At 70.7% G+C, this 25483-nt stretch carries 27 protein-coding genes and 1 pseudogene; 16 read left to right on the forward strand and 12 right to left on the reverse strand.

Going from position 1 to position 25483, the window contains the following annotated elements:
- The 4 genes and pseudogenes from JAV51_RS04475 to JAV51_RS04490 all read left to right on the forward strand — a co-directional run.
- Window positions 1-801: pseudogene (locus tag JAV51_RS04475) on the forward strand (hypothetical protein); the annotation flags it as partial.
- A 507-nt stretch (window positions 802-1308) separates the two neighbouring features.
- The gene (locus tag JAV51_RS04480; protein WP_197319351.1) at window positions 1309-1941 is read left to right on the forward strand and encodes a YitT family protein; all 633 of its coding nucleotides are present in this window, start codon (window positions 1309-1311) and stop codon (window positions 1939-1941) included.
- Between the two features lie 21 nt (window positions 1942-1962).
- Complete coding sequence (locus JAV51_RS04485) at window positions 1963-2748, forward strand: protein phosphatase 2C domain-containing protein (RefSeq protein ID WP_197319352.1); 786 nt, start codon at window positions 1963-1965, stop codon at window positions 2746-2748.
- A 53-nt stretch (window positions 2749-2801) separates the two neighbouring features.
- Entirely contained in the window at window positions 2802-3518 is a 717-nt protein-coding gene (locus JAV51_RS04490; RefSeq protein ID WP_197319353.1) for a DUF998 domain-containing protein, read from the forward strand.
- Between the two features lie 165 nt (window positions 3519-3683).
- On the opposite strand, the gene JAV51_RS04495 is transcribed toward JAV51_RS04490, so the two are convergent.
- Window positions 3684-4163 (reverse strand): hypothetical protein, encoded by a 480-nt coding sequence (locus JAV51_RS04495; protein WP_197319354.1) that lies wholly within the window; start codon window positions 4161-4163, stop codon window positions 3684-3686.
- A 196-nt stretch (window positions 4164-4359) separates the two neighbouring features.
- Between JAV51_RS04495 and JAV51_RS04500 the strand changes: the two genes are divergently transcribed.
- Entirely contained in the window at window positions 4360-4569 is a 210-nt protein-coding gene (locus tag JAV51_RS04500; RefSeq protein WP_197319355.1) for a hypothetical protein, read from the forward strand.
- A 155-nt stretch (window positions 4570-4724) separates the two neighbouring features.
- Here JAV51_RS04500 and JAV51_RS04505 read toward each other — a convergent pair whose 3' ends face one another.
- Window positions 4725-4928: a hypothetical protein gene (locus JAV51_RS04505; protein ID WP_197319356.1), complete on the reverse strand. Its 204-nt coding sequence runs from the start codon at window positions 4926-4928 to the stop codon at window positions 4725-4727.
- Window positions 4929-5100: 172 nt separating this feature from the next.
- Between JAV51_RS04505 and JAV51_RS04510 the strand changes: the two genes are divergently transcribed.
- The 4 genes from JAV51_RS04510 to JAV51_RS04525 all read left to right on the forward strand — a co-directional run bounded on the left by JAV51_RS04510 (window position 5101) and on the right by JAV51_RS04525 (window position 9869).
- A complete protein-coding gene (locus JAV51_RS04510) occupies window positions 5101-6552 on the forward strand; it encodes an FAD-linked oxidase C-terminal domain-containing protein (protein ID WP_197319357.1) in 1452 nt (483 codons plus the stop codon).
- Window positions 6549-7682: an FAD-binding oxidoreductase gene (locus JAV51_RS04515; RefSeq protein ID WP_197319358.1), complete on the forward strand. Its 1134-nt coding sequence runs from the start codon at window positions 6549-6551 to the stop codon at window positions 7680-7682. Before JAV51_RS04510 ends, JAV51_RS04515 begins: the two co-directional genes overlap by 4 nt.
- A complete protein-coding gene (gene glcF, locus JAV51_RS04520; RefSeq protein WP_197319359.1) occupies window positions 7679-8965 on the forward strand; it encodes a glycolate oxidase subunit GlcF in 1287 nt (428 codons plus the stop codon). Before JAV51_RS04515 ends, glcF begins: the two co-directional genes overlap by 4 nt.
- Window positions 8966-9248: 283 nt before the next feature.
- Complete coding sequence (locus tag JAV51_RS04525) at window positions 9249-9869, forward strand: class I SAM-dependent methyltransferase (protein WP_197319360.1); 621 nt, start codon at window positions 9249-9251, stop codon at window positions 9867-9869.
- Window positions 9870-10019: 150 nt separating this feature from the next.
- On the opposite strand, the gene JAV51_RS04530 is transcribed toward JAV51_RS04525, so the two are convergent.
- From JAV51_RS04530 to JAV51_RS04545, 4 genes are read right to left on the reverse strand one after another with little or no spacing between them, the layout of a single operon-like run.
- Window positions 10020-10613 carry an ATP/GTP-binding protein gene (locus tag JAV51_RS04530; RefSeq protein WP_197319361.1) on the reverse strand — a complete coding sequence of 198 codons (594 nt, stop codon included), beginning with the start codon at window positions 10611-10613 and terminating at the stop codon, window positions 10020-10022.
- Window positions 10594-10962, reverse strand: a complete 369-nt coding sequence (locus JAV51_RS04535) for a DUF742 domain-containing protein (RefSeq protein WP_197319362.1) — start codon at window positions 10960-10962, stop codon at window positions 10594-10596. The genes JAV51_RS04530 and JAV51_RS04535 overlap by 20 nt, the downstream gene beginning before the upstream one ends.
- A complete protein-coding gene (locus JAV51_RS04540; RefSeq protein ID WP_197319363.1) occupies window positions 10959-11369 on the reverse strand; it encodes a roadblock/LC7 domain-containing protein in 411 nt (136 codons plus the stop codon). Before JAV51_RS04540 ends, JAV51_RS04535 begins: the two co-directional genes overlap by 4 nt.
- Window positions 11370-11374: 5 nt before the next feature.
- Window positions 11375-14170: a sensor histidine kinase gene (locus JAV51_RS04545; protein ID WP_197319364.1), complete on the reverse strand. Its 2796-nt coding sequence runs from the start codon at window positions 14168-14170 to the stop codon at window positions 11375-11377.
- 635 nt (window positions 14171-14805) lie between these two features.
- Here JAV51_RS04545 and JAV51_RS04550 point away from each other — a divergent pair.
- The gene (locus tag JAV51_RS04550; RefSeq protein ID WP_197319365.1) at window positions 14806-14997 is read left to right on the forward strand and encodes a hypothetical protein; all 192 of its coding nucleotides are present in this window, start codon (window positions 14806-14808) and stop codon (window positions 14995-14997) included.
- A 37-nt stretch (window positions 14998-15034) separates the two neighbouring features.
- Here JAV51_RS04550 and JAV51_RS04555 read toward each other — a convergent pair whose 3' ends face one another.
- Window positions 15035-16651 (reverse strand): peptide chain release factor 3, encoded by a 1617-nt coding sequence (locus JAV51_RS04555; protein WP_197319366.1) that lies wholly within the window; start codon window positions 16649-16651, stop codon window positions 15035-15037.
- Between the two features lie 91 nt (window positions 16652-16742).
- On the opposite strand from JAV51_RS04555, the gene JAV51_RS04560 reads away from it, so the two are divergent.
- Window positions 16743-17681: an ADP-ribosylglycohydrolase family protein gene (locus tag JAV51_RS04560; RefSeq protein WP_197319367.1), complete on the forward strand. Its 939-nt coding sequence runs from the start codon at window positions 16743-16745 to the stop codon at window positions 17679-17681.
- A gap of 291 nt (window positions 17682-17972) precedes the next feature.
- Here JAV51_RS04560 and JAV51_RS04565 read toward each other — a convergent pair whose 3' ends face one another.
- Window positions 17973-18377 carry a MerR family transcriptional regulator gene (locus JAV51_RS04565; RefSeq protein WP_197319368.1) on the reverse strand — a complete coding sequence of 135 codons (405 nt, stop codon included), beginning with the start codon at window positions 18375-18377 and terminating at the stop codon, window positions 17973-17975.
- Window positions 18378-18529: 152 nt separating this feature from the next.
- Here JAV51_RS04565 and JAV51_RS04570 point away from each other — a divergent pair, with 152 nt between their 5' ends.
- Window positions 18530-18904, forward strand: coding sequence for a hypothetical protein (locus JAV51_RS04570; RefSeq protein ID WP_197319369.1), 375 nt, complete (start codon window positions 18530-18532; stop codon window positions 18902-18904).
- Between the two features lie 22 nt (window positions 18905-18926).
- Window positions 18927-19595: a YdcF family protein gene (locus JAV51_RS04575; RefSeq protein WP_197319370.1), complete on the forward strand. Its 669-nt coding sequence runs from the start codon at window positions 18927-18929 to the stop codon at window positions 19593-19595.
- A gap of 55 nt (window positions 19596-19650) precedes the next feature.
- Here JAV51_RS04575 and JAV51_RS04580 read toward each other — a convergent pair whose 3' ends face one another.
- Both JAV51_RS04580 and JAV51_RS04585 read right to left on the reverse strand, forming a co-directional pair.
- Window positions 19651-19917 (reverse strand): hypothetical protein, encoded by a 267-nt coding sequence (locus tag JAV51_RS04580; RefSeq protein ID WP_197319371.1) that lies wholly within the window; start codon window positions 19915-19917, stop codon window positions 19651-19653.
- A gap of 96 nt (window positions 19918-20013) precedes the next feature.
- Window positions 20014-21000 (reverse strand): LLM class flavin-dependent oxidoreductase, encoded by a 987-nt coding sequence (locus JAV51_RS04585; RefSeq protein WP_197319372.1) that lies wholly within the window; start codon window positions 20998-21000, stop codon window positions 20014-20016.
- Between the two features lie 96 nt (window positions 21001-21096).
- Here JAV51_RS04585 and JAV51_RS04590 point away from each other — a divergent pair, with 96 nt between their 5' ends.
- Together JAV51_RS04590 and asnB are read left to right on the forward strand one after the other, a co-directional pair.
- Window positions 21097-21681 (forward strand): TetR/AcrR family transcriptional regulator, encoded by a 585-nt coding sequence (locus JAV51_RS04590; RefSeq protein WP_197319373.1) that lies wholly within the window; start codon window positions 21097-21099, stop codon window positions 21679-21681.
- A 65-nt stretch (window positions 21682-21746) separates the two neighbouring features.
- Window positions 21747-23279 (forward strand): asparagine synthase (glutamine-hydrolyzing), encoded by a 1533-nt coding sequence (gene asnB / locus JAV51_RS04595; protein WP_197319374.1) that lies wholly within the window; start codon window positions 21747-21749, stop codon window positions 23277-23279.
- Window positions 23280-23285: 6 nt separating this feature from the next.
- Here asnB and JAV51_RS04600 read toward each other — a convergent pair whose 3' ends face one another.
- Window positions 23286-23702, reverse strand: a complete 417-nt coding sequence (locus JAV51_RS04600; RefSeq protein ID WP_197319375.1) for a hypothetical protein — start codon at window positions 23700-23702, stop codon at window positions 23286-23288.
- A 272-nt stretch (window positions 23703-23974) separates the two neighbouring features.
- Here JAV51_RS04600 and JAV51_RS04605 point away from each other — a divergent pair, with 272 nt between their 5' ends.
- Window positions 23975-24400 carry a hypothetical protein gene (locus JAV51_RS04605; protein WP_197319376.1) on the forward strand — a complete coding sequence of 142 codons (426 nt, stop codon included), beginning with the start codon at window positions 23975-23977 and terminating at the stop codon, window positions 24398-24400.
- Between the two features lie 11 nt (window positions 24401-24411).
- Here the strand turns inward: JAV51_RS04605 and JAV51_RS04610 are convergent, their stop codons facing one another.
- Window positions 24412-25410, reverse strand: coding sequence for a helix-turn-helix transcriptional regulator (locus JAV51_RS04610; RefSeq protein WP_197319377.1), 999 nt, complete (start codon window positions 25408-25410; stop codon window positions 24412-24414).
- Window positions 25411-25483: the final 73 nt, after the last annotated feature.

Genomic DNA, 25483 nt, shown 5'->3' on the forward strand with positions numbered 1-25483 from the left:
GACCCCGCCGACCCGGCGGACATCCCGCAGCGTCCCGACGACGCCCGGGAGGGCGGCGACTCCCTCGCCGACGTCCCCGAGCCGGACACGAACCGCCGGGACGCCGTCGACGAGCCCGCGTCGTCGACCCCCGCCGAGGACCCCACCCCGCTCGGCCCGGTGCGCACGCTGCTCCGCGCCACCACCGACACGCTGGTGTCCACGACCTCCGGACTGGCCTCGACGCTCGTCCACACCACCGAACACCTCGGCGGCTGGTTGTTCGGCGCGCTGCCCGAGGTCACCCGCCCGATCACGGAGCCGATCAAGGACGTCGTCGAGGACATCCCCGACCGGCTCGGCTCCGCACCGCCGCTCGGCCTGCTGCCCGAGCCCGCCGCACCGCAACCTCCCGCGGCCCCCGACGACGTCCTTCCCGATCGTCCCTCCGGCGAGCCCCGCGTCGACCCCGACGCGGCCCGGCAGTCGGAACGCGATGGTGCCCGCCCGCACGCCCCGGCGGAGACCCCCGATCCGGACGCCCCCACCGACTCCGACTCCGAGAGTCCGACGATGCGCTCCGGCGACTCGCGCCCCCTCGGGCCGGTCGCGCCGTCGCCCGCCGCACCGACTTCCGCAGCGGCGCCCTCGCACTCGACGGCGTCGCCCCAGGACCACAACCACCACTCGTACCGCGGGGACCACGCCGTTCTCGACGACGTGCCCACGGTGACGCAGCTTCGCCTCCTCGGCGCCAGCCGCGACCACGACGTCGTCGGTGTCGGGCGAGAGGCCGCGCTACCCACGACGTCTCCCGACTGACTCGCTCGGTGACCGGTGCCCGCGTCCGTCCGTGACGCCCACCGAGGACGGTCGACTTCCGAAACCGTCGTTTACCGCGGTTTCGCCCTGTGTATCCCACACTTCCCGTGCGGCCGAACGCGCCCGGCCGTGACGGGTCATGGTCTCGACCCACGTTGCCCCCGTGGCTTCGAGGCCCCGGGTGCACGTCGGCGGTTCCCGCCCACCGCGCCGGGCGGGAACCCCGCACCGATGCGCACCTGAGCCGAAGGGTCCTCCCGGCATTGCGAGGGGCGATGCCGGGAGCAGGCCCACGGCACCCGTGCCCCTCCCCCGGGCACGGTCACCAGTCGGTGCGCCGGATGCCACACCGTCCTTTCCCTGGAGTGACGGCCTTACCTCGCATCCGGCGCACCGGCGGTCCCCTACCGAACCACGTGGCGCACCCCACGCCATCCCGGGCAAAGGACCGGTTGATTGGCACTTCCCGGCCCCACGGTCGCTGGTCATAGTGGCGGGGTGGCCTCGGTGAAGTCCCCCGTCGAACTCAGCCCCGTCCCCGTCACCACGGCTCCGGTCGCGCGGCTGACCCAACTGCTGTTCGGGCTCGCCTGTTACGGCACGAGCATGGCGATGATGACCCGCTCGGGGCTGGGATTGAACCCGTGGGACGTCCTGCACGAGGGCGTGACCGACCGTACCGGGCTGACCTTCGGCACGGTCACCGCGCTGACCGGCGTCGTGGTGCTCGCGCTCTGGATTCCGCTGCGCCAACGTCCCGGGATCGGCACCGTGGCCAACGTCCTCGTGATCGCGGTGGTCGTCGACCTGGTGCGCGCCGTGCTGCCGCACCCGCAGCACCTGGTGTGGCAGGTGCCCCTGCTGCTCGGCGGCATCGTGCTCAACGGGTTCGCGACGGCCGCCTACGTCGGGGCCCGCCTCGGCCCCGGCCCGCGCGACGGGTTGATGACGGGGCTGTCGGCGCGCACGCGGTGGTCGGTGCGAGTGGTGCGCACGGCCATCGAGATCACCGTCCTGGCCACCGGCTGGCTGCTCGGCGGCACGGTCGGTGTCGGCACCGTGCTGTACGCGTTGACCATCGGACCGCTCACGCAGCTCTTCCTGCCGCACGTCACGTGGTCGCCGAAGCGCCGCGACTGAGGTAGCCGCTACCGTCGGCCCGTGCCGCGCATCGACATCGCCGAACGCCCCGGCGTGGACCTCGCCGGACGTCCACGTCCCACCGAGGATCGGGTCGTCCTCCACGTCGACGACACCGCGTCCACCGCCGTCGTACTCGACGGCGCCACCGAAGTGCGCCCCGGCCTGCCCAGCGGTGGCTGGTACTCGCGACGGCTCGCAGATGCGATCGAGGCGCGCCTGCGCTCGGACCCCACCGAAGACCTCGGTGCACTGCTCGCCCACGCCATCGGCGCGGTCGCGCGAGACCACGACCTGGTGCCCCGCCGGTCGCCGTCGAGCACGGTCGCGATGCTGCGATTCTCGGCCGACGACGTGGAGGCACTGGTCCTCGCGGACAGCCCGGTGGTGGTCTACACGGCCGACGGCCCCGAGATCGTCCTGGACGACCGGCTGGACCGGCTTCGCGCCGCGGGTGCCCTGCGCACGCGGGCAGCGGTCGACGCCCTCCGCAACGACGACGCTGGGTTCTGGGTCGCCGAGGCCGTTCCGGAGGCGGCGACCCGGGCGCTGCGGCGGCGCTGGCCCCGGGAGGAGGTCGACGCGGCCGTGCTCGCCACGGACGGCGTGTCCGTGGGGATCGACACCTACGGCGTCCTGAGCTGGGCCGACCTGCTGTCCCTCGCGCGCACCTCGGGAGCCGACGCCGTACTGGAAACGGTGCGGGACGCCGAACTCGCCGACGCCGATTGTCGCCGCTGGCCCCGGTCGAAGCGGCACGACGACCAAGCCCTCGTCGTGATCGACTTCGCCGTCGAGCAGGGGTAATTCAGGGACGAACCCTGAGGACAACGGTCCTTGCCGTCGGCAAGATCGGCAGTATGGGGCATCTGGGGACGAATGCGACAACTGTGGAGCGCGCCCCGGCCAGGGTGCGCGCCTGGACCTTCGCCGCCACCGCCGCGCTGGGGTGGGCTCTCTTCACGCTGACGATCCTGCACGTCGTGAGCTCGTTCGATCCGCTGACCGACCCGGTGAGCCGCTACGCCTTCACCGACGCCGGACAAGGAATGCTCGAAGCCAGTCTGCTGTCCTTCGCCGTCGGTGTCGTCGCCGTGCGGGGCACGCTGGCCGCCGCGGGCCTCCGTGTCAGTCGCACGACCACGGCCCTCGTCGTGACCGCGGCCGGGGGTCTCGTCGCCGCCGCTCTGTTCCCCGCGGCGTTCGAGTCGCACGTCGACCCGGCGAGCGGTCTCATCCACCAGTACGGCAGCCTGCTCGCCTTCCTGTCGGTGCCCGGCATCGCGCTGTCGTTGCTGGACCAGCTCCGCGACTCGCCCGACGCCGGCCTGCGCGCTGCGCGGCGCGGACTGCAACGGGTGGTGTGGCCGTCGATCGGCCTGCTCGTCGCCTTCGGCGCGAGCTACGTCGCCGACAAACTCACGGGTGGCCCGCCACCTCTGTCGGCGTTCGTGACTCTGTTCGACCTGCTCCCGGAGGCGCTGATCCAACGCGCCGTGTTCCTCGCCGACTTCGTCCTGCTCGCCGCACTGTTGGTGGTGGCGAACCGGGCGGCGTGGTCACGGGCCTCTCGTTGACTCGATCGACGGACTCGCATCACCCGATCGCTCGTATCCGATTCGCGACCATCCCGTCACGGAGTGCAGCATTGTCGCGTGGGCCTCACCAGCACCGCGTACCGCGCGCACCCGGAGCCGCCCGTTCCCGGCGGGCAGGCACCCGAGCGCGCAGCGGCACGGCGGTCAGTTGAGCTGGTCCTCGATGGACGGGCTCAGCCGCGGGTCCCGACCCTGCTGCCCCGGAACGGGAGTGACGACGGGTCCCCGCTGCAACTGGATGTTGGTGCCGCTCACCGGACCGGAGTTCTGCCGAGGCCGCGTGTACAGCTCTTCGGTGGCACGGGCTTCGTGCATCTGCGACATGACGGCCATCGTCACCGCGTGCACGAGGGCCAGGAGCAACAGCAGGACACCGAGGTTGCCGATCAGGGCACGGGCGGGGTGTCCGCCGAAGCTGAAGTCCAGCACCGAGAGCAGCGCCAGGAAGCCGAACATGACGAGGTGGAACAGGACCGTGACGAGTTTGGCCATCGAGTAGACGGAGTCACCGGTTGAGTCCACTTCGGATAGATAACGCTTTCCGCTGCGGTAGAGCATCTGACCGTCGACGACGATCATGACCAATCCCAGGGCGATGAACGCGAGGTAAGCGTCGGTACCCACGTCAGCCTCCTTTCTCCCGGCCAGCGAGCCACGTCACCGCTCGTACCCAGTCGCCTGCTTTGGGAAACCGGACGTGTAACGCAGCCACCCAGCGGGTACGTGTCGGGCGTGGCGGGGAGAACCGCCAGCAACGGGCCTGGACGACACCGACACCGACCGACCTCGCGCCCGCCGACGACAACGAACGGGAGCACTTGTGAACACGACCCACGCCTCGACGGCGCCGAGCCAGAACCCTCGCCCGGTGCTGCCGTACACGGAGGAACCCGACCCCGACCAGCGTCGTCGGGCCGTCCGCGCCGTCGCCTCGGCCGCCATCGACGCCGAGGACTGCGCCGAGCTGCTCGACGCGCTCGGGCTGCGCCCCGAAGAGGGCCGGTCAGTGCCCACGCAGCGCACCCGGTGACCAGCCGCGTCGGCCGTCTCGGCCGGTGCGCATCCACAGCTACGGGCCCGGCACGATGCCGGGCCCGTTCTGCTGCCCGGGAAGGCAGGTCGCTGCGGGTCGGCGCGCCGCCGTTGCCCGCGCCCCCCGGCCGCGACCGGCAACACGCGCTGGGCTCAGGAGGCGAGCCGGAACTCGCCGTAGCCGTCCGCGAGGCAGTCGCACTCGCCCTCGACCTCGGCGCACCTGATGACGAGGGTGTGCCGCAGCAGCACGGCGTCGACGCAGTCGGGCTCGGTGCACTCCAACCCGCCGTCGACGTGCACCAGCACGGTGCCGTGGCAGTGGTCGAGACCGGTACGGCAGCTCACACACGTCATGCCCGTCTTGGTACCACCCGTGGGCGACACCCCCGCGGCCGACACGCCCACAACGAGGCGCTCGCCACGAGCTCGCCCCTGCCGCAGCCTCCCTTGACCACACGCACGAGGGCGGTAACGTTTCCTTAGAGCGACAATGGCGTTCCGCAAAGCGGAAAGTAGGTGGGTGCTGATGCTCGACGCAACGGTGCGATCGGCCCTGGCCGCCGCGGTCGGCGAGGACAACGTCATTTCCGACCCGGTGGGTCTGCGCAGCTACGAGTGCGACGGCCTCACCGGGTTCCGTGTGGTGCCCGACCTGGTGGTCCTGCCCACCGACACCGCGAGCGTCGCCGCCGCGGTTCGCGTCTGTCACGACCACGACGTGCCCTACGTGGCGCGGGGCGCGGGCACCGGACTCTCCGGAGGGGCGCTCCCCGTCGCCGACGGTGTGGTGATCGGCCTGCAACGGCTCCGTTCGGTACTGGAGGTCGACCCCGTCGACCGGCGGGCCACGCTGCAACCCGGCGTGACGAACCTCGACATCACCCGCGCTGCGGCCCCCTACGGGCTCTACTACGCGCCCGACCCCTCCAGCCAGCAGGTGTGCACGATCGGCGGCAACGTCGCCGAGAACTCCGGGGGCGCGCACTGCCTGAAGTACGGCTTCACCACCAACCACGTGCTGTCGATGACCGTCGTCCTGCCCGACGGCGAGGTGGTCACCCTCGGCGGCGACACGAACGAGCAGCTCGGCCCTGATCTTCGGGGCGTGTTCATCGGCTCCGAGGGCACGGTCGGCATCGCCTGCGAGATCACCGTGCGCCTGCTGCCCGTCCCCGAGACCGTGCGCACCCTGCTCGCCGACTTCGACTCGGTGCGCCAGGCGGGCGAGGTGGTCAGCGACATCGTGGCCGCGGGCATCGTCCCCGCCGCCGTGGAGATGATGGACAACCTGGCCATCCAGGCCGCCGAACAGGCCGTGCACGCCGGGTACACGCTCGACACCGCCGCCGCGCTCGTGGTGGAACTCGACGGACCCGCCAGCGAGTGCGCCGCCCAGTTCGAGCAGGTCAGACAGATCTGCGAACGCCACCAGTGCACCCGCCTGCACATCGCGAGCAACGACGCCGAGCGTGCCCGCATCTGGAAGGGCCGCAAGGCCGCCTTCGCCGCGGTGGGCCGCATCAGCCCCGACTACTTCGTGCAGGACGGCGTCGTGCCTCGCACCCGGCTCGCCGAGGTGCTCGGCCGCATCGAGGAGATGGGCCGAGCGGAAGGGCTGCGCGTGGCCAACGTGTTCCACGCCGGTGACGGCAACCTGCACCCCCTCGTCCTCTACGACGCCGCCGCGGGCGAACAGGACCGCGCCGAGAAGCTGTCGAGCCGCATCGCCGAACTGTGCGTCGAGTTGGGCGGCTCGCTGTCCGGCGAGCACGGCATCGGCACCGACAAGGCGTGCTCGATGCCCCGCATGTTCGGCGAGGACGACCTCACCACGATGGACCGCGTGCGCTCCGCGTTCGACCCCGAGCGGCTGTGCAACCCGGGCAAGCTGCTGCCCACGCCGAGGTTGTGCGGCGAGAAGCCGGGGCCGTATCGCCCGCACCCCTTGGAGCAGGCTGGAGTGATCGAGCGGCTATGACTCCGAAGACGACCCCGGCGGCCTCGACGACTCCGGTCGTGCTCACGCCCACCGACCTGCGCGAGGCACACGAGGCGCTCGCCGACACCACCGGGCCGATCGGCATCCGCGGCGCGGCGACGGCGACGGACTGGGCCGACCCCGCGCACGCGACGCCGACCGTCCTCGACACGACGCGCCTGACCGGCGTGCTCACCTACAACCCGTCGGACATGACCGTCTCGGTGCGGGCCGGAACGCCGCTGCGTGAACTCGCGGCCGAACTCGGCGAGCACGGCCAACGGGTCGCGTTCGACACGGCCCGGGTGCGCCGCGGCGCCACGGTGGGTGGACTCGTCGCGACGGCCGACTCCGGACCGCTGGCCTGGAGCTACGGCTCACTGCGCGACCTCGTCATCGGAGCGACGGTCGTGCTCGCCGACGGCACCGTCGCCCGCACCGGCGGACACGTCATCAAGAACGTCGCGGGCTACGACCTCGCGAAGCTGCTGCACGGCTCCTACGGCGTCTTCGGCCTGCTCGTCGAGGTGGTGCTGCGCCTGCATCCGCTCCCCTCCGCCAGCCGCACCGTGTCCGTCGACGCCCCGCTCGCCGAAGCGGCGAAGCTCGCCACGTCCGTCCTCTCCGGACAGAGCGAGCCCGTGGCCGTCGAGTGGTTCGACGACCGGCTCGTGCTCCGCCTCGAAGGCACCCCGGACGGCACCGACGCCCGAGCCCGGCGACTCGCGACCGACCTCGGCGGCTCCGTGCTCGACGCCGACACCGCCGACGAAGTGTGGGCCCGGCACGCCGACCTCGTGGCCGCGGCGACGCTGCGGATCGGCGTCCGGCCCAGCAGACTGCCCGCCGTGCTCGCCAGCGTCCGGCTCACCGGTGCCACCGTCGGACTCGGCTCGGGCGTGGCGACGGTGTCCGTGCCCGACACCGACGTCGACGCCCTCCATGACGCCGTGACCGCGCGCGGCGGCACCTCCGTGCTCCGCCGTGCCGTGCCGAACGCCCGTCCGTGGGGCCAGGTGCCGTCGGCGGTTCGACTGCTGCGGGCGCTGAAGAACGAACTCGACCCGACCGGGCGCCTGTGCCCCGGACGTCTCGGGTCGTGGTTGGACGGACGGGAGGCCACCCAGTGACGGAGCTATCCGGACAGTCGAGTTTCGACTCCCACCACCCGCCGCAGCGCGAGCTGCTGGAAGACTGCGTGCACTGCGGGTTCTGCCTCCCGACGTGTCCCACCTACCAGCTCTGGGGCGAGGAGATGGACTCGCCGCGGGGCCGCATCTACCTCATGGACCTCGCCGAACGAGGTGAGATCGAGCTTGAGGGCGCGTTCACCCAGCACATCGACGCATGCCTCGGCTGCATGGCGTGTGTGACCGCGTGCCCGTCCGGCGTGCAGTACGACCGGCTCCTCGAAGCCACGAGGCCGCAGATCGAACGCAACGTGACGCGCCGCCCGTCCGATCGGCTGTTCCGCGACGCGATCTTCGCGTTGTTCCCGTACCGGCGCAGGCTCCGCGCCGCCGCCGTGCTGGGCCAGGTCTACCAGAAGTCGGGGTTGCCGAAGCTGATGGAGCGCGTGCTGCCGCCCCGACTCCGGGCCACGCAGGCACTGCTCCCGCCCGTACGGCTGCGCGAGGCGTTCGCCTCCCTCCCCCGGCGTGTGCGGCCGACGGGAGACGTGCGGCGGCGGGTCGCCCTGCTCTCGGGCTGCGTGCAGGACGTCTTCTTCCACGAGGTCAACGCCGCGACCCAGCGGGTGCTCGCGGCAGAAGGCTGCGAGGTGTTGACTCCCCGGCAACAAGGCTGCTGCGGGGCGCTCGAACTCCACGCGGGCCGGGAGGACCAGGCCCTCGCCCGCGCCAAGCGCACCATCGAGACCTTCGAGAAGCTTCCCGTGGACGCGATCGTCGTCAACGTCGCAGGCTGCGGCTCGTCGCTCAAGGAGTACGGGCACCTGCTCGCGGACGACGAGGAATGGGCCGAGCGCGCCCGGGCGTTCAGCGCGAAGGTGCGTGACGTGACCGAGCTGCTGGCCGAGCTGGAGCCCCGCGCGCCGCGACGGCGGATCGAGGCGAAGGTGGCCTATCACGATGCGTGCCACCTCGGACACGCCCAGGGAGTGCGGGAGCAGCCGAGGGCCGTGCTGCGCACCATTCCCGGGCTCGACGTGGTCGACCTGCCGGAGGCGGAGATCTGCTGCGGGTCGGCGGGCATCTACAACCTCGTGCAACCCGAACCGGCAGCCGAGCTCGGGCAGCGCAAGGCGGACAACGTCCGGAGCGTGGCACCCGACCTGTTGGTGACGGCCAACCCGGGTTGTCTGTTGCAGATCCGGCGCTACCTGGGCGACGACGTCCCCCTGAAGCACCCGGTGCAACTGCTCGACGAAGCCATCAACGGCGGGTCCTCCTGACGGCGTGTCCTGGCTCGGCGCACGCGTGTCCGCGCTCGGCGCGCGCGTGTCCGCAGCCTGCGCACGCGTGTCTGCGCCGTGCGACGCCGAGCCTGCGCCCTGCGGCGCCGATCCTGCAGCTTGCGTACGCGTGCCCGCGCCGTGCGACACCGAGATGCGTACCTGCGATGCCGACATGCGTGCGTAGAGCGAGGACATGCGTGCGTACGGCGCCGACATGCGTGCACAGAGCGAGGACACGCCCGGGGTGGCAACGGCGCCGTTCGCCACTAGCGTGGGGAGCGTGCGCTCCCATCGGGTCTTCGCCACCTGCTACGACCGGATGAACGCCGCCGCCGAGCGGACGTTCCTCGGTCGACGCCGGGCAGCGCTCCTCGGCGGACTCACCGGCACCGTGCTCGACGTCGGTGCGGGCACCGGGGCGAACCTGCCCCACCTCCGGTCGGCCGAGCGCGTCGTCGCCGTCGAACCGGACCCCGCCATGCGGCAGCGGCTGGAGCGTCGCGCCGCCGAATCCACGATCAGCGTCGAGGTGTCCGCCGCGTCCGCCGACGCGCTGCCCTTCGACGACGCCTCGGTCGACGCGGTGGTGTTCACGCTGGTGCTCTGCACGGTCGGCGACCCGAACGCGGCCCTCGCGGAGGCCCGGCGCGTCCTGCGTGACGACGGCACGTTGGCCGTGCTCGAACACGTCCGTGGCACCGGTCGACTCGCGCGGTTCCAGGACGCGATCACTCCCGTGTGGAAGGTCGTCGGCGCGGGCTGTCACCCGAATCGCGACACCCTCACCACCTTGCGCGGACTGGGCGACTTCGCGATCCACGACGTGGATGAGTTCCGCGAGCTCCCGCGCTGGTTCCCGGCCAGTCCCATGCTCCAGCTCACGGCACGCCCGACCCGCTGAACCCGACGCACGGGAAGAGCCGACACCCGTACGCAGCTCGCGGACACGAGTGCAGGAACTGCCGACACCCGCGCGCAACGGGCGGACACGCGTGCGCAGCTCGCGGACACGCCCGGGGCAGTCCCGGGGCAGTCCCCTGGCAGGGCTCGGTCAGTACTGGGCCGGGACCATGTTCGCCGAGGCCATGACGTGCTGGATCAGCGTCACGAGGACCTGCTTCGTCGACTCGCGGTCGCGCGCGTCGCAGAGCAGCACAGGCACGTGCGGCCCGACATCCAGCGCCGCCCGCACCTCCTCGGTGCCGTAGCGGTACGCGCTGTCGAAGCAGTTCACCCCGACCACGAACGGCAGGCCCCGCCGCTCGAAGAAGTCCACGGCCGGGAAACACGTCTCCAGCCTGCGCGTGTCGGCCAGCACCACCGCGCCGAGCGCGCCCTGCGCCAGCTCGTCCCACATGAACCAGAACCGGTCCTGCCCGGGCGTGCCGAACAGGTACAGGATCAGATCCGGGCTGATCGTAATCCGACCGAAGTCGAGCGCCACGGTGGTGGTGCTCTTCGACTCCACGCCGGAGAGGTCGTCGACGCCTTCCGACGCCGAGGTCAGCATCTCCTCGGTACGCAGCGGCGGGACCTCGCTCACCGAGCCCACCATCGTCGTCTTGCCGACCCCGAACCCACCGGCGATCAGAAGTTTCACCGCCGTCGCACGGAGACGTCGGTCGTCAGAGTTTGCGGATGCCATCGAGAACCGCCTGCAGTACGTGCTTGTTGGGTGCTTCGCTCGGAGGCGCGGCCTTACGGAAGATCACATAGTTCTGCTCGATCAAATCACTGAGGAGCACCTTCACGACGGGCAGGGGGAGGTCGATGTGACCTCCGACCTCCGCCACCGACATCGGGTGCTGGCAGAGCCGTACGATCCTCTCGTACTCCTCCGGGAGATGCGCGGCTTCGGCCGGAGTGCACAGCGCCACCACCAGCGTCATCATGTCGAGGCCGTACTGGTCGGAACGGGTCCGGCCCCCGGTCACGACGTAGGAGCGCACGAGTCCCGCGCGCTCGTCGTCCCACATCTCCTCACTGTCGCTCATGTCGTCGTGTGCGACTCCACCCGGGGCGCGGCGCTCAGCAGGGCACCGACGCGCTTGACCAGCATGTTCATCGAGTACGCGACCATGCCCATGTCGGCGTCCTCGGACGTCAGCAGGGCGAGGCACGCGCCTTGGCCCGCAGCGGTGACGAAGAGGAACGCGTGGTCCATCTCGACCACCGTCTGCCTCACCTGCCCTCCGCCGAAGTGCCTGCCCGTGCCACGCGCGAGGCTCTGGAAGGCCGACGCGACGGCCGAGAGGTGCTCACCGTCGTCCTCGCTCAGGTTGCTGGACCGACCGATGAGCAGGCCGTCGGACGACAGGACGACGGCCCGGTCGGCCCCCGCGACCTTCCTGATGAGGTCGTCGAGCAGCCAGTCGAGTTCGTTGACTACCGAGTTGGCCATGTTCCTCAGTCTCCAGACTCGTCGGGGCCGGGTTGGTGCTGTCGTGCTCGGCGGGTTCCTTGTTGGAACGCCGAGAGCCTGCTTCGGGCCTGTTCGGGAGCGGGTTCGTAGTCGTCTCCGCCGCCCGTGCCACGGTCGTCGCCGACGGCACCGAGGGTGGTCGTGTCGTCCCGAAGCTGGGGTGCCAGGTTCTGCTGCCGCCGACGGCGGGGCAGTGGTGGCCTGCCGGCGTCGTCCAGGGCACCCGCTTGCGCGGCGGGCGGCCGCGTGTCCTGGCCGGGCCGAACCAGTCCGCCGGACTGGACCGGACCGCTCGACTGGACCGGGCCGCTCGACTGGACCGGACGTTCGGGCGCCGGTCGGGCCTGGTGTCGGGGTCCCGGGTCTGCGGGGCGAGCCGCTCGGGGTGCTTCCCGCTGCAGCTTGGGCACGTATCGCGTCGGGGTGGCGTCGTCGCCCTCGACCTGGGCGTGCCTGCCCGGTTCACCCGGCATGTCGTCGGACGACCACGTCAGCACGTCCTCTCCCGGCAGTTCTCCGTGGACGCCTTCGACGGTGTCCGCGCTGTTCTGGGTGTTCTGCGTGTCCGGTGCGTCCGCTGCGTCGTGTGCGTCCGGCTCGGCAGTGACGTCGCCGTCGCGCTGTCCACGCCGGGGCAGCATCGGGCGGTCGTCGTCCGCCACGGACGGCGTCGGTGGCGCGACCGGCACCCGTCGCACCGTGGTGGTCGCCGAGCTCGACTCGGCTCCGACGGCGGGCGAACCGTTGACCTTCTCCCCGTTGCGGGCGGGCAGCGCCCTCGGGCGACGAGTGATCGGCGCGGCACCGCCGGACTCCGCCTCCGGCTGCTCCTGCGCACTGGGCTTCGACTCGCCGTCGTCGGGGAGGTCGCTCAGCAGCTCGGTGCGCACGAGCACGATGGCGCGGGTGCCGCCGTACGCGGAGTCGCGCAACGTCACGGTGAAGCCGTGCTTGGCCGCGAGCCTCGCCACCACGAACAGCCCGAGCCTCGGCTCCTCGGACAGCGCCATGAAGCTGAAGTCCGGAGGGTTGCGCAGCATCTCGTTGAGCCGTTCGAGCTCGTCGTCCTCCATGCCGATGCCCTGGTCCTCGATCTCGATGACCACGCCTCGGCCGACGAGTTCGCCACGCACCTCCACCCGCGACTGCGGCGGGGAGAACGACGTCGCGTTGTCGATCAGCTCGGCGAGCAGGTGCACCAGGTCGCTGACCACCGGGCCGGCGACGGCGGCGGCGGGCAGCTTGCCCATGGTGACGCGCTTGTAGTCCTCGGTCTCGGCGACGGCGCCCTTGACGATGTCGCCCACGGGCACGGGATTGCGGAATTGCCGCCCGGGCTGCTCGCCGCCGAGGATGATCAAGTTCTCGGCATTGCGACGCGCCCGGGTGGACAGGTGGTCGAGCTGGAACAGCAGGTCGAGCTGGTCGGGGTCCTCCTGCTTGCGCTCGGCGGCGTCGAGTGCCGAGAGCTGCCGGTGCACGATCACCTGGCTGCGGTGGGCGATGTTGAGGAAGACCCGCTGCGTGCCTTCCCGGGTCTTGGCCTCGTCCACGGCTGCGGCGATGGCGGTGCGCTGGGCCTCGTTGAACGCCTCGGCGACCTGGCCGATCTCGTCGGTTCCGTGGTCGAGGTAGGAGACCTCCGTGGCGAGGTCCACCTGCTCGCCCGTACGCAGCCGTTCGACGATGCGGGGCATCCGCTCGTTCGCCAGCTCCAGCGTGGCCTCACGCAACGCGACGAGGCGCTTGACCAGCCGGTCGGACATCCGCCACGCCAACAGGAACACGGCCAGCGCGGCGGCGATCACCGCGGCGGCACCGAGGAGCGTCGTGTACAGCGTCTGATCGGCCTCGTCGAGCGCCAGCTCGGTGGCCACGGTGCTCTGCTCGACGTAGAGGTCCCACAGCGCGCCGCTCACCTCGGCCGCCGCAGCACGCCACGCGGGTTCGGGCACCGGGAGGTCGTCGGTGTTGCCCCGCAGGAAGGTGTTCTCGACGCTGGTCAGGGTCTTCCACGCGTCGCCGGAGATCAGCTCCTCGTACTTGGCGCGGACCGACGGGATCATGTCCGGCACGGCCTGCTGCAACGTGGCGTGGTACGCACCGATCTGGCCGATGTAGGTGCGGAACTCCTGCTCCGTCAGGCCGCCGCTCGCGATACCGGCGGCGGCGAGCGCGTCACCACGGGACATGCCGTCGGCCGCGACGAACAGCGGCATGGCGACCATGCGCTTGTACGCGCTCTCGGCGCTCGGCGTCTCCTGCGCGACACCGTTGAGACCCACCACGTAGGCGTCGATGATCCCGTTGTAGAAGTCGTAGGCCTCCTGCAGCGAGACGTCGCCGCGGTCGACACGCTGCCGGAACTCGCCGAGCTGTGCGGTGCGCTCCCCGGCGACCTTCGTGGCGGCCAGCACGTTGTCCGGTGCGTCCGCCGCAATGGCGTCGAGGTCGTCGGCCATGTCCTCGGCCGCCCCGTCGGTTCGCTGCCGCTGCTGCGACAACTCCGCTCGCAGCGATCGCGTCATGGCGATCTCCTGCAGGGTGAGCCTGCGCTCCTCGCGCACGTTCGCGAACAGCACACCGGCGGGCTTGGCCGCGTCGTGGACCTTGGTGCTGAAGGACCGGTCCTGCACGGCGTCGACCACGAGCAGGGTCGCCACCGTGACGCCGGTGAGCAGGAAGACGAGGCTCGGGATGAAGGCGATGGCGAGCACTCGGGTGCGGATGGTCGAACGCCCACGGCGTGAGGCGGCACTCTTGTTCAACAACGCGCTCAAGGCCCTTCCAGCGACAGGTGTTTCATGGGGCCCCCAACCCGTGCAGCGGACTTCACGCAGCCTCCATCTCGCGCTAAGCCAGCGCTTAGCGCGAGATTAAGCAAAAGGCGACATGAGAGTCAATATGACATGGCCCGCCGCCGTCGCGAGAGAAGCGACGATCACGGAGTCACGAGACCCGCCTCGTAGGCGAAAATTGTCAACCGAACTCTATTTGGCCCGCCGAAATAGGCAAAGGCCGGTGTGATGCGCGTCCTGACGTGGCCTGAACCTCAACCAGCACGCTCGCCACGTCGAACCCCGATTCACGGCGCTCTACCGTGAGTAGAACTCTCCGCCGAGCAATCCTGTGGCGCCTCTCACCGACTCCCCGTCACAAAAGCGCATCGACAACGTACCGTCACCGATCAATTGCAGCACGCATGTCGTAATTACCGGCACGGTGGGGATATGGATACACTTTTTCACCGCCCGGCAATCAATAGTGGCCCATACCACTGCGACGACGTCACAAAGGTTCCGACCGGTGAGACCCGCGTTCGGGCGCGTGGCATGTGACCTGAGCCGCGTGACCGTAACTTCCCGCGAACGACCGGCGATACCGCCCGTGTCAAGCACCGAGGAGGCCGGTGTCGATGCCGCGACGTGTCCTGAAACCGTGGCTCACCACGCGTCTGGCGTTGCTCGTCCTGGCACTGACGTTCACAGCGACGGCGGTGGTCCAGGCGTGTCTCGCCGCCACCACCACGGAATGGTGGCCGGGAGTGGTGGCCGCAGCCCTGACCGCCGCCGCCGTGTGGTGCGTGGTCGAAGCGCTGAACGGCTGAGCCACCACCACACGGCCCGACGGCGTTGCTCGTGGCCTCAGTCGCCCGTCGCGACGAGGCCCTCCAGCTTCAGTTCGGGATGCCGGCGCAGCAGCAGGCGCATGCTCATGTCGTCGGCGAAGAGCGCGAGGTCGGTGCCATCGCTGCGGGTCAGCACCTCGCTGTTGCGCCCGGCGTCCACGAGCGCGCGTTGCGCCGGGTCGACGAGCCTGCGCACCGTCGAGTACGGCAGGCGGTCGAGTTTCACGGGCGAGTTGAACTCGTGCTCCATGCGATGGGCGGCGACCTCGAACTGCATCGGCCCCACCGCGGCGAACACAGGCGCCGCGTCACCCCGCAGATCCGACGTCAGCAACTGCACCACGCCCTCCGACGACAGTTGCTCGACACCCTTGCGGAACTGCTTGGCCTTGCTGAGGTCCGAGGGCCGCGCGACCGCGAAGTGCGCGGGCGCGAAGCTCGGCAGACCCGGGAAGCGCACCGCGGGCTTGCCGGCGTAGAGCGTGTCACCGACTCGCAGCGCCGAGGCGTTCACGAGCCCGATCACGTCACCGGGATACGCAGTGTCCACAGTGGAACGCTGTTGCCCGAAGACCTGGTGGGCGTACTTCGTGGCGAACGGGCGTTTCGTCGTGGCGTTCGTGACCACCATGCCGCGCTCGAACACCCCCGAGCAGACGCGCGCGAACGCGATCTGGTCGCGGTGCGCCGGATCCATGCCGGTCTGCACCTTGAACACGAACGCGGAGAACTCGGCGTCCAGCGGACGCGGCTTGCCCTCGACGTCCACCCTCGGCTCCGGCCTCGGGGCCAGCTCCACCAGCAGGTCGAGCAGGTGACGGACCCCGAAGTTCAACACCGCGGCGCCGAACAGCACGGGCGTGGCGCTGCCGTCGAGATACGCGTCGACGTCGAACTCCCCGCCCGAGGCCGCCACGAGTTCGAGTTCTTCGGTGGCCCGCGTGAAGTCCTCCCCCAGCTCCGCCGCGGCCTGCTCGGCGGGCACCCGGCTCTCCCCCGCCACCGTGGCCCCGCCCGCGGTCCGCTCGAAGGCGACGAACGCGCCGTCGGAGACGTCCAGCACGCCACGGAAGCGGCCCGCCTCACCCACCGGCCACGTCAGCGGCATGGGCGTCAACCCGATGCGTTCGGTCAGCTCGTCGCAGAGCTCCAACGCCTCCCGGCCGGGACGGTCCCACTTGTTGATGAAGGTGATCACCGGGATGCCCCGGTGACGGCAGACGTCGAACAACTTCAGCGTCTGCGGCTCCAGCCCCTTCGCGGCGTCCAGCAGCATCACCGCCGAGTCGACGGCCGACAGCACGCGGTAGGTGTCCTCGGAGAAGTCCGCGTGACCAGGCGTGTCCAGCAGGTTCACCACGGCGTCGCCGTAGGCGAACTGCAAGGCCGCCGACGTGATCGAGATGCCTCGGGCGCGTTCCATCTCCATCCAGTCGGAGACCACGCCCTGGCGACCCGCCTTGCCGTGCACGGCGCCCGCCTCGGAGATGACCCGCGCGTGCAACGCCAACGCCTCCGTCAGCGTCGACTTGCCCGCGTCCGGGTGGCTGATGACGGCGAACGAACGCCGTCGACTCGCTTGCGCCGAGGCCGAGGTGTCGGACGAAGTGGCTGCGCCCGCACGCGCGCTCATGCGAAGCTGTCCAGGTCTGAGGTGCACATATCCGGTCAAGGGTACCGGCGAGGTGTCCGGCTGCGTCGCGAGACGGGGAGAGGAACCTGCGATGGATGACACGTCCCGCATCGACAAGGCACGTGGTGTGTTGTTCGGGCTCGCCCTCGGCGACTGCCTCGGCGCCCCCTTCGAGGACAAGGTCGGGGTCACCGACGCCCACATCGTCGCGCAGGAGAACGCAGGCGACCCACTGACCCACACCGACGACACCGCGCTGGCCCTCGTGCTCTCCCGGCACCTGGCGCACCGACGTGGGGACGCGCGGGAACCGAGCGACCTCGTGGACCTCGACCAGCTCGCGACCGAGTTCGCCGCGGCCTGGCACGCCGAACCGTGGCGCGGCTACGGCGGCGGCGTGACCAAGTCGTTCCGCCTCATCGTGGAAGGCACCCCATGGCGGCAGGCGATTCGCGCGGTCTACCCGGAGGGCTCGTTCGGCAACGGCGGCGCGATGCGGGTCGCGCCCGTCGCTCTCGTCGGCGCCGACGTCGCGCAGGTCGCCGAACTCGCCCGCCGTAGCGCCGAGGTGACCCATGCGCACGAGGACGCGCTGCACGGTGCGGTGTGTCAGGCCGTGGCCGTGCACGCCGCGCTGGCTCTCGCGCCCGACGAGCCGGTGCGGGCAGGGGACTTCGTCGACACCGTCCGGCGCGCCGTGCCCTCACCGCTGTGGCAGGACAAGCTCGACCACGTGATCGGCCTGGTCGAGCGGCAGGCCGGTCCCGCCGAGGCGGCGGAGGTGCTGGGCAACGACGTGTCGGCGCCTGGGTCGGTGCCGCTGGCGCTGCTGTCGTTCCTGCGCAACGCGGGCAGCCCCAGCGACGCCGTGCGCTTCGCCATCCGCGCGGGCGGGGACACCGACACGGTCGCCTCGATGGCCGGCGCGCTCGCCGGCGCGCACAGCGGGTACGCGGCGTGGCCTCGCAACGCCGTCTCCCGCCTGGAAGCCGCGGCCCAACTCCACCTCTACGCCGAACACCTGGCCTGACGCCCGAAGCCGTCGTGTCCTCGACCTGCGCACGCGTGTCCGCAGTTCCCGCACGCGTGTCCGCGAGCTGCGCACTCGTGTCCTCAGGCTGCGCACGCGTGTCTGAAGCCTGCGTACGGGTGTGGGCGGTTCCCGTACGGAGTCCGGCTTGTTGTCCCCCACGTACGGGAAGTGCAGACACCCGTCAACGAAGTACGGACACCTGTCGCCGAACCGCAGACATGCGCGCGCAACTCGAGGACACGACGACGCAGCCCGGGGACACGACGACGGGGACCGAGGACACGCGCGTCAGGGTTGGCGCGCTCGTTCCGTGTGGCGCGCCAGGCTGGCGCGCAGCATCGCCGCGAAGTCCTCGGCGACGTCGAGGGTGGCTCGCAGCTCGGCACAACGGCGTTCCGCGCGCTCGGTGAACTCGCGCAGCCTCGACAACTCCTGCGCGTCGAGGGTCACGGACCCGTCGTTGTCGGCATCACCACCCGGGAACAGCAGGCCGATCAGCTCCCTCATCTCGTCGAGCTGGAAGCCCAGCGGCTTCATCCGACGCACGAGGTTGAGGCGTGCGACGTCCGGTTCGGTGTAGAGGCGGAAGCCGCCCTGACTGCGCGCGCTCGGGGTCACCAGGCCGACTTCCTCGTAGTAGCGGATGGTGCGCAGGGAGAGGCCCGTCCGGGCGGACACTTCACCGATGCGCATGTGCTCATCCACGGGGCGAACCCTCACTTCCTCGGTGACCGACCATTTCACCGTACTCCTTTTCGATCTTGAACGCAGATCGTCCACAAAGGATCAGAAAAGCCGAGGAGTGCACATAAACCTGCCCTAACGTCAGGGTAGGATTCGCTGCTGTGACACCAGAAATGTTCGACTCCGTGGAGGCCTACAACGCGGCCCACCCCACCAGCCCGTTCCCCGCCGACCCTCGGGCGCGGAACGTGTTGCGCGGTTACCGCGCCGCCATGCAGGGTGTCACCGACGACGTGACCGGAAGCGACTCGACGGCCTCCCTCACGGTGGACTTCCTCCCCGGCGGCGCACCCTGGCCCGACGAGGCCGACCGCGTGGGCGCGGTCGTCGCCAGCCGCTGGGGCGAGGGGCCGGTGTACGTGCTCGCCGACGGCGTCTCGCTGCGCGCCGCGTGGCAGGCGGTGCTCGACGCCTGGCCGACCCACCTGTCGGAGGTGCGTGCGGCACTCCAGTCGGTCGACCGCGTCACCGCCTGAGCCGACACGCGGTACACCCGACATGCCCCCACACTCCACGCTGCCCGACCCGGTGCGGGCCGACGCCGAGGTGCTGTGGCGCTACCTCGTGCTGGACCACGCTCCACGCCGCAGCGACGTCGGGATCGGTCTGGGCAGCCACGACCTGGGCGTGGCCGAGCACACCGCGACGCTCTACCACGCGGGCCGCTTCCCGCTCGTCGTCTTCACCGGGGCCACAGCCCCGACGACGGTGCGCCGCTTCCCGCGCGGCGAGGCCGTGCACTACCGCGAACGCGCCCTGGAGCTGGGCGTGCCGGACGACGTGATGCTGGTGGAGCCGCACGCCCGCAACACCGGGGAGAACATCACACTGACCCGCGACCTGCTCGCCCAGCGAGGGATCGCTGTACACACGGCAACGCTCGTGTGCAAGCCCTACCAGCAGCGTCGGGCCTACGCCACGTGCCGGAAGCTGTGGCCTGAGCTCGACGTCCGCTGCTCGGGATCGCACACGTCGCTGACCGACTACCTCGCCACGATCGACGACCCCGAGCGGGTGGTGCACATGCTCGTCGGCGAGACCCAACGCGTCGCCCTCTACCCCGGCCGGGGTTTCAGCATCGCCCAGGACATGCCGCAAGAGGTCGACCTCGCCTGCCGACGACTGATCGACGCGGGCTACACCGCGCGCCTCGCCCGGCAAGACTGACCGTCCCGCCCGGCCGCCCCGACGAACGAGACATGCGGTCGCCGCAGGGCCGACGTCAGTACACGACGTCGAAGCGCACCATCAGGCTCTCGATGGCGTGCTTCGTCTGCTCCACGGTCTGCGCCGACAACTCCAGTTGGGCCTGCACGCTCTCGCTGTAGCCGCCCACCTCGTCGTACGCGCCCGTACCGCCGAGGCTGTTCTGCAGCAACTCCGTCAGGCCCGACGCCATCGACATCGCGTGCTGGATGGCGTTGTGGATGTTCGTGCAGTTCTCCACCCCCAGGTAGAGCTGCGCCAACGTCTCCTCGTGCGTCGTCATGTCGTCATCCTGTTCGTCGCGTTCTTCGCTCATCCGTCCGCACTCCAGCACATCGAGGAGCCGGAGACGGCGGGATGAGCGCGCACCGTTATCGGATCACGACGTCAGACCCACGGCTTGCGCCAAAAGTTCCACCGAGCGGATGCGCTCCGTCACAGAGGTCGACTGGTGAGCGGTGATCAACTCGTCGGCGTCGGCGTGGACGGCGAAGTCCTCGACGAACTTCTTGACCTGGTCGGGCGTGCCCACGGCGGTGTACTTGACCATGTTGAGGAGCTGCGCGCCGTGCGGCGAGGCGAGCACCATGTCGGCCTCCTCGTCGGTGAACGTGCGCCCGCGCCCGAGCAGCAGGCTCACGCGCTGCCGCTTCATGGTGAGGTACTGCCGCTGCGCCGACTCCTCGTCGTCGGCGGCGATCACGTTGACGCCCGCGATGACGTAGGGCTCGGCGAGCTGCTCGGACGGCTGGAACTGCTCCCGGTAGACGGCGACGGCCTGCCGCAACGCGTCGGGCGCGAAGTGCGAGGCGAACGCGTAGGGCAGGCCGAGCGCCGCGGCGAGCTGCGCACCGAACAGCGACGAGCCGAGGATGTAGAGCGGCACGTTCGTGCCCTTGCCCGGGATGGCGTCGACGCCGGGGATGCGCGACTCACCACGCAGGTAGCCCGCGAGTTCCTGCACGTCCTGGGGGAACGAGTCGGCCGACGTGGGGTCGCGGCGCAACGCCCGCAGCGTCTTCTGGTCGGTCCCCGGCGCGCGGCCGAGGCCCAGGTCGATACGGCCCGGGTGCAACGTCTCCAACGTCCCGAACTGCTCGGCGATCGTGAGCGGCGAGTGGTTGGGCAGCATGACGCCGCCCGCGCCGAGTCGGATGCTGTTCGTGTGGTTGGCGACGTGGGCGATCACCACGCTCGTCGCGGAGGACGCGATCGAGGGGAAGTTGTGGTGCTCGGCGTACCAGACCCGGCGGTACCCGGTCTCCTCTGCGCGCCGCGCGAGCGCCACGCTCGCCTCCAGTGCCTGCCTCGGCGTCTCGTCCTTGCCGAACGTGGCCAGGTCGAGGATCGAGTAGTTGACGGTCACGGGATTCCCTTCGACACAACGAGGCGGAGCGCTTGCTCCGCTCCACTGTAACGACACCGGAGCACCTGCTCCTCTTCCCGACCTACGATGAGAGCCATGACTCAACAGCTCGGCACGCCTCGGCGCCGCGACGCGCTCAGCAACCGCGCGGCGATCCTCCGAGCCGCCGCGACGGCGTTCTCCGAACGCGGCCGAGCCGTCGACGTCCGCGAGATCGCCCGCTGCGCCGGGGTGGGCATGGGCACCCTCTACCGGCACTTCCCGTCCAAGGACGCCCTGGTCGAGACCCTGCTCGCCGAGAGCTACGCGCAGTGGGTCGCCTCCGCGAGGACGTCGGCCCGCTCCCGCCCCACGGCGTGGGACGCGCTGGCGACCTTCATCACCGAGGCGCTCACCCACCAACGCCAGGACCGGGCCCTGCTGGAGAACCTCGCCTCCGCCACCACCGACCCGGGCGGGCTGTCGGTCTGTCGACGGTCACTCGGCCCGCTGGTCACGGAACTGGTGTCCGCCGCCCACGCCGAAGGCACGCTGCGCCCCGGGGTCACCGCCGAGGACGTCCTCGGGCTGCTCGCCGCGCTCGGCAAGCTGGTGGAACTCGACTTGCCCGCCGACGCGGTGTCACGGTGTCTCGACATCACCCTCGCCGGGCTGCGCCACGGCCCGCCCCTGGACCCGTGATCAGACATCCGGCACACCGCCACGGCTGCTCCTAGACTCGACTGCACCACCAGCAGCGAGGGCAGGTGAGGACCATGTCCGGCATCGTCGCCGCACACGGCCCCTTCGATCCACGCGAGGGCGAGCGCATGCTCGACCGGCTGGCCCATCGCGGCCCCGACGGGCAGGGCAGCCACGCGCTCGACCACGCCTGGCTCGGCCACACCAGACTCGCCGTCGTGGACCTTGCGGGCGGCGCCCAGCCGCTGCGCGACTCGACGGGCACGTACTGGCTGGTCGGGGACGGCGAGATCTACAACCACGCACGGCTGCGCCGGCAGCTCGAACAACGCGGCCACGTCTTCCGGTCGCGCGCCGACCAGGAGAGTGCCCTGCACCTGATCGAGGCCGACGGCCTCGCCGCGCTCTCCCGGCTGTGGGGCATGTTCGCCTTCGCCGGTGCCGACACCGATGGCCACTTCTTCGCGGCGCGCGACACGATGGGCATCGCACCGCTCTACTGGGTGCGCCACGACGACACCACGGTGTTCGCGAGCGAACTGAAGGCGTTCGACCCGCAGCGCCGCGCCGACGTCGAGCCGTTCCCGCCGGGACACGTCTGGACCCCGGAGGGTGGACTCGCCCCGTTCCGGGTCCTCGCCGACACGACCCCCGCGACCCTGCCGGACACGCCGTCGGACGAGGAGCCGACCGAGGCCGTCCTCTCCGCCATCCGGGAGTCGCTGATCGGCGCCGTGGAGCGGCTGCTGGAGGCCGACGTCCCCGTGGGAGCGCTGCTCTCGGGCGGGCTGGACTCCAGCCTCGTCACCGCCATCGCCGCCCGACACGCCCACCGCGCGGGCAAGCGCTTCCCGACGTTCGCGGTGGGACGGCAGGACAGCGCCGACCTGGTCGCCGCCCGACAGGTGGCCGAAGCCCTCGGCACCGACCACCACGAGCGCGTCTACACCGACGACGAGCTCATCGACTGGGTGCCCGAGGTGATCAGGGTGATCGAGTCGTTCGACCCGTCGCTGGTGCACAGCTCCGTGCCGAACCTGCTGGTCTCGAAACTGGCGGCCCGCTCGGTCAAGGTCGTGCTCATCGGTGAGGGCGCCGACGAATTGTTCGCGGGCTACGGCTACTACGGCGAGATCGACAGCGGTGCCGAGCTGCACCAGGAGCTGCTGTCGACCATCGAGGGCCTGCACATCGGCGGCCTGCAACGCGTCGACCGCGTCGCGGGCGCCACCGGGTTGGAAGCACGCACCCCGTTCCTCGACCTCGACGTCGTGGAACTCGGGCTGAGCCTGCCCGCCCAGTGGAAACTCAGCGGGGATCGGCCGGAGAAGTGGTTGCTCCGCAAGGCGTTCGAGGGCTGGCTACCGGACCGGCTGTTGTGGCGGCCGAAGGAGCAGTTCGGCCAGGGCACGGGCGCGGGCGATGTCCTCGGCAGCTACTACGCGTCCACCGTGTCCGAGGAGGAGTTCGAGGCCGAACGGGGGGCGCTCGACCCCCCGCTGCGCACGCGCGAGGAAGTCGCCTACTACCGGCTGTTCCAGCGCGAGCTCACCGGCGTCGACCCCGAACACCTCATCGGACGGTTCGCCGGGTGGTGACGGCCGTCAGGCCTCCGTGTCCGCGGTGCCGTCGAACGTCACGGTGCCTTCGAAGCCCGAGCCGAGGAGCAGGCTGAAGAACTCCGCCGGCGTCAGGTCGGACGAGAAGGTGAACTGCGTGGTGCCGGGCTTGTTCTCGGCGTCCTCGGCGGGCTTCTGCTCGGCCTCCTCGGCCGGCTTCTGCTCGGTGACGTCGGTGGCGGTCTCGTCAGTCCCGTCCTCGGCGTCGGTCGCCTCGTCCTGAGCGCCGGTGCCCTCGGTGTCCTCAGTGGTCTCGGTCTGCTGGGGAGCCTGCTCGGTCTGCGTCGCCTCGCTCGGCGTCGCCTCGGTCTCCGGGGGCGCTGCCAACGCCGCGCCCGCGCCCATCGTCAACGCCGCCGCGGTGAGAACGGCACTCGCCACCACACGCCGGGTACGGGTCATGATTCCTCCTTGATCGCGGTAAAACGTTCTTGACCTGCGATTTCGGAAGCTAGCGAGGCGTGCCGCCGAGCGCCGATCGGTTACCGGATCCGGCGTCACCCCCGCGGAGTCGCCCACATCGGCCGTCGCGGCAGCGTGGCCCGGGGCGACGGAGTCCCCCAACACCGCCCGAGTGGGCCACCCCGACATTCAGAAGGTCGACAGTCTCGTCCGAGCCCCACATCCCGACATCTCGGTAGCATTCGCCCGGACCCTCCAGCGAAGGGAGACCCATGACTCCGGGACTTGCGGTGGCCACTGCCACGGTGTTCGTGTGGTTGGGCATGGTGCTGGCGATCTCGTTCCTGGAAGCACCGCTCAAGTTCCGCGCACCGTCGGTGACTATCCCGATCGGCCTGGGCATCGGCCGACTCGTCTTCCGCGCGCTCAACACGGCCGAGGTGGTGCTGGCGATCACCGCGGCGATCGCCCTGGCCGTCGACCCGCCCGGCGGCGCGGTGCTGGTGTCCGGCGGCGCCGTGCTGCTGACCCTGGCCGTCCAGCTCACGCTGGTCCGCCCTCGCCTGACCCGCCGTTCGAACCGAGTCCTCGCCGGCGAGGACGTGCCCCGGTCGCGCAGCCACTACGTCTACATCGGACTGGAAGCGATCAAGACGCTCGGCCTGATCACCACGGGCGTGCTGCTGCTGATGTCGTGACGGCGATCCGGCTACCCGCATCGCGCCTGCGCGGCGAGGAGGTCGCGCCGGTAGGCCTCGGCCCAGTCCGCGGCCCGCTGGTCGGCCGGTAGGGCATCGAGGCCGGCGGCGAGCAGGTCGGCCGCCCGCTGGGCGCGACCTGGCAACAGGTGGAGGGCGCGGCCGCGCTCGAGATCCCAGAAGGCCGGTGAACGGTAGTAGTGCCAGGGAGGTGCGCCGGGTAGCTCGTCGAGTGCACGCGCGGACAGCTCGACCGCTTCGTCGGTGAGCCGATCGACCGCGTAGGCGTCGCCGGTAGCGGCGTACGCGCGCGCAGCCTGCAACGCGTCGTAGGCGGCCTGTCCGGCGTAGACGTCGCGGTATCGACGGGCCACCTCGGTGAACCCGAGCGTGGCGCCGAGGTTGCCCCGCAGCCACGCGACGTGCCCCTTGAAACTCCACACGGTCGCGGCGAGGTCGTCGTCCTCGGACTCGATCGCCCATAACAACGCGCGCCCGAACCATACGTCGGCCTCGTCGTAACGTTCGAGAGCGGTGTGGAGCCAGCCGTGGTGCTGTGCCCACTGCCCGGCGAGGTTGACCACACGCCGACGAAGCGGTCCGTGGGCGTCGACGGCGAGTTCGGTCAGGAAGTCGACGTGAGCCCGTTCGGGCAGGAGCACGGAGGCGGCGCCGACCGCGTCCTCGAGTCGACGGGTCGCGGCGAGAACGTCGGCAAGGGCATCGAGAGCGGCGGTGTCGATCGACCGTGGTCTGGCGGCAAGGTGGGCCAGTCGCTCACGGTCGACGTCCGCCCCGTGCAGCGCGGTCGGCGCCAGCGTCGCGGTCAAGCTGCCTCCGGCGCCGAGCAGCTCGTCGAGCCGTTCGGCGATGTCACGGGCGACCGCCTGACGGCCGCTCTCGTAGCGGGACAGGCTCGACTGCGAGATCGGCACCATCCGGGCGAGCGCAGGCTGAGAAAGCCCAGCCTGTTCGCGCAGCTCGCGCAACCGTCGACCGAACGTGTCCATGCACCCACCCCGTTCCCGTGGCCAGGCGTGCCCGCACCATGTGCACACGATCAGACACGAAGCGTATCGAGGA

This window comes from Saccharomonospora sp. NB11, from assembly GCF_015910535.1.
Lineage (GTDB): Bacteria > Actinomycetota > Actinomycetes > Mycobacteriales > Pseudonocardiaceae > Saccharomonospora.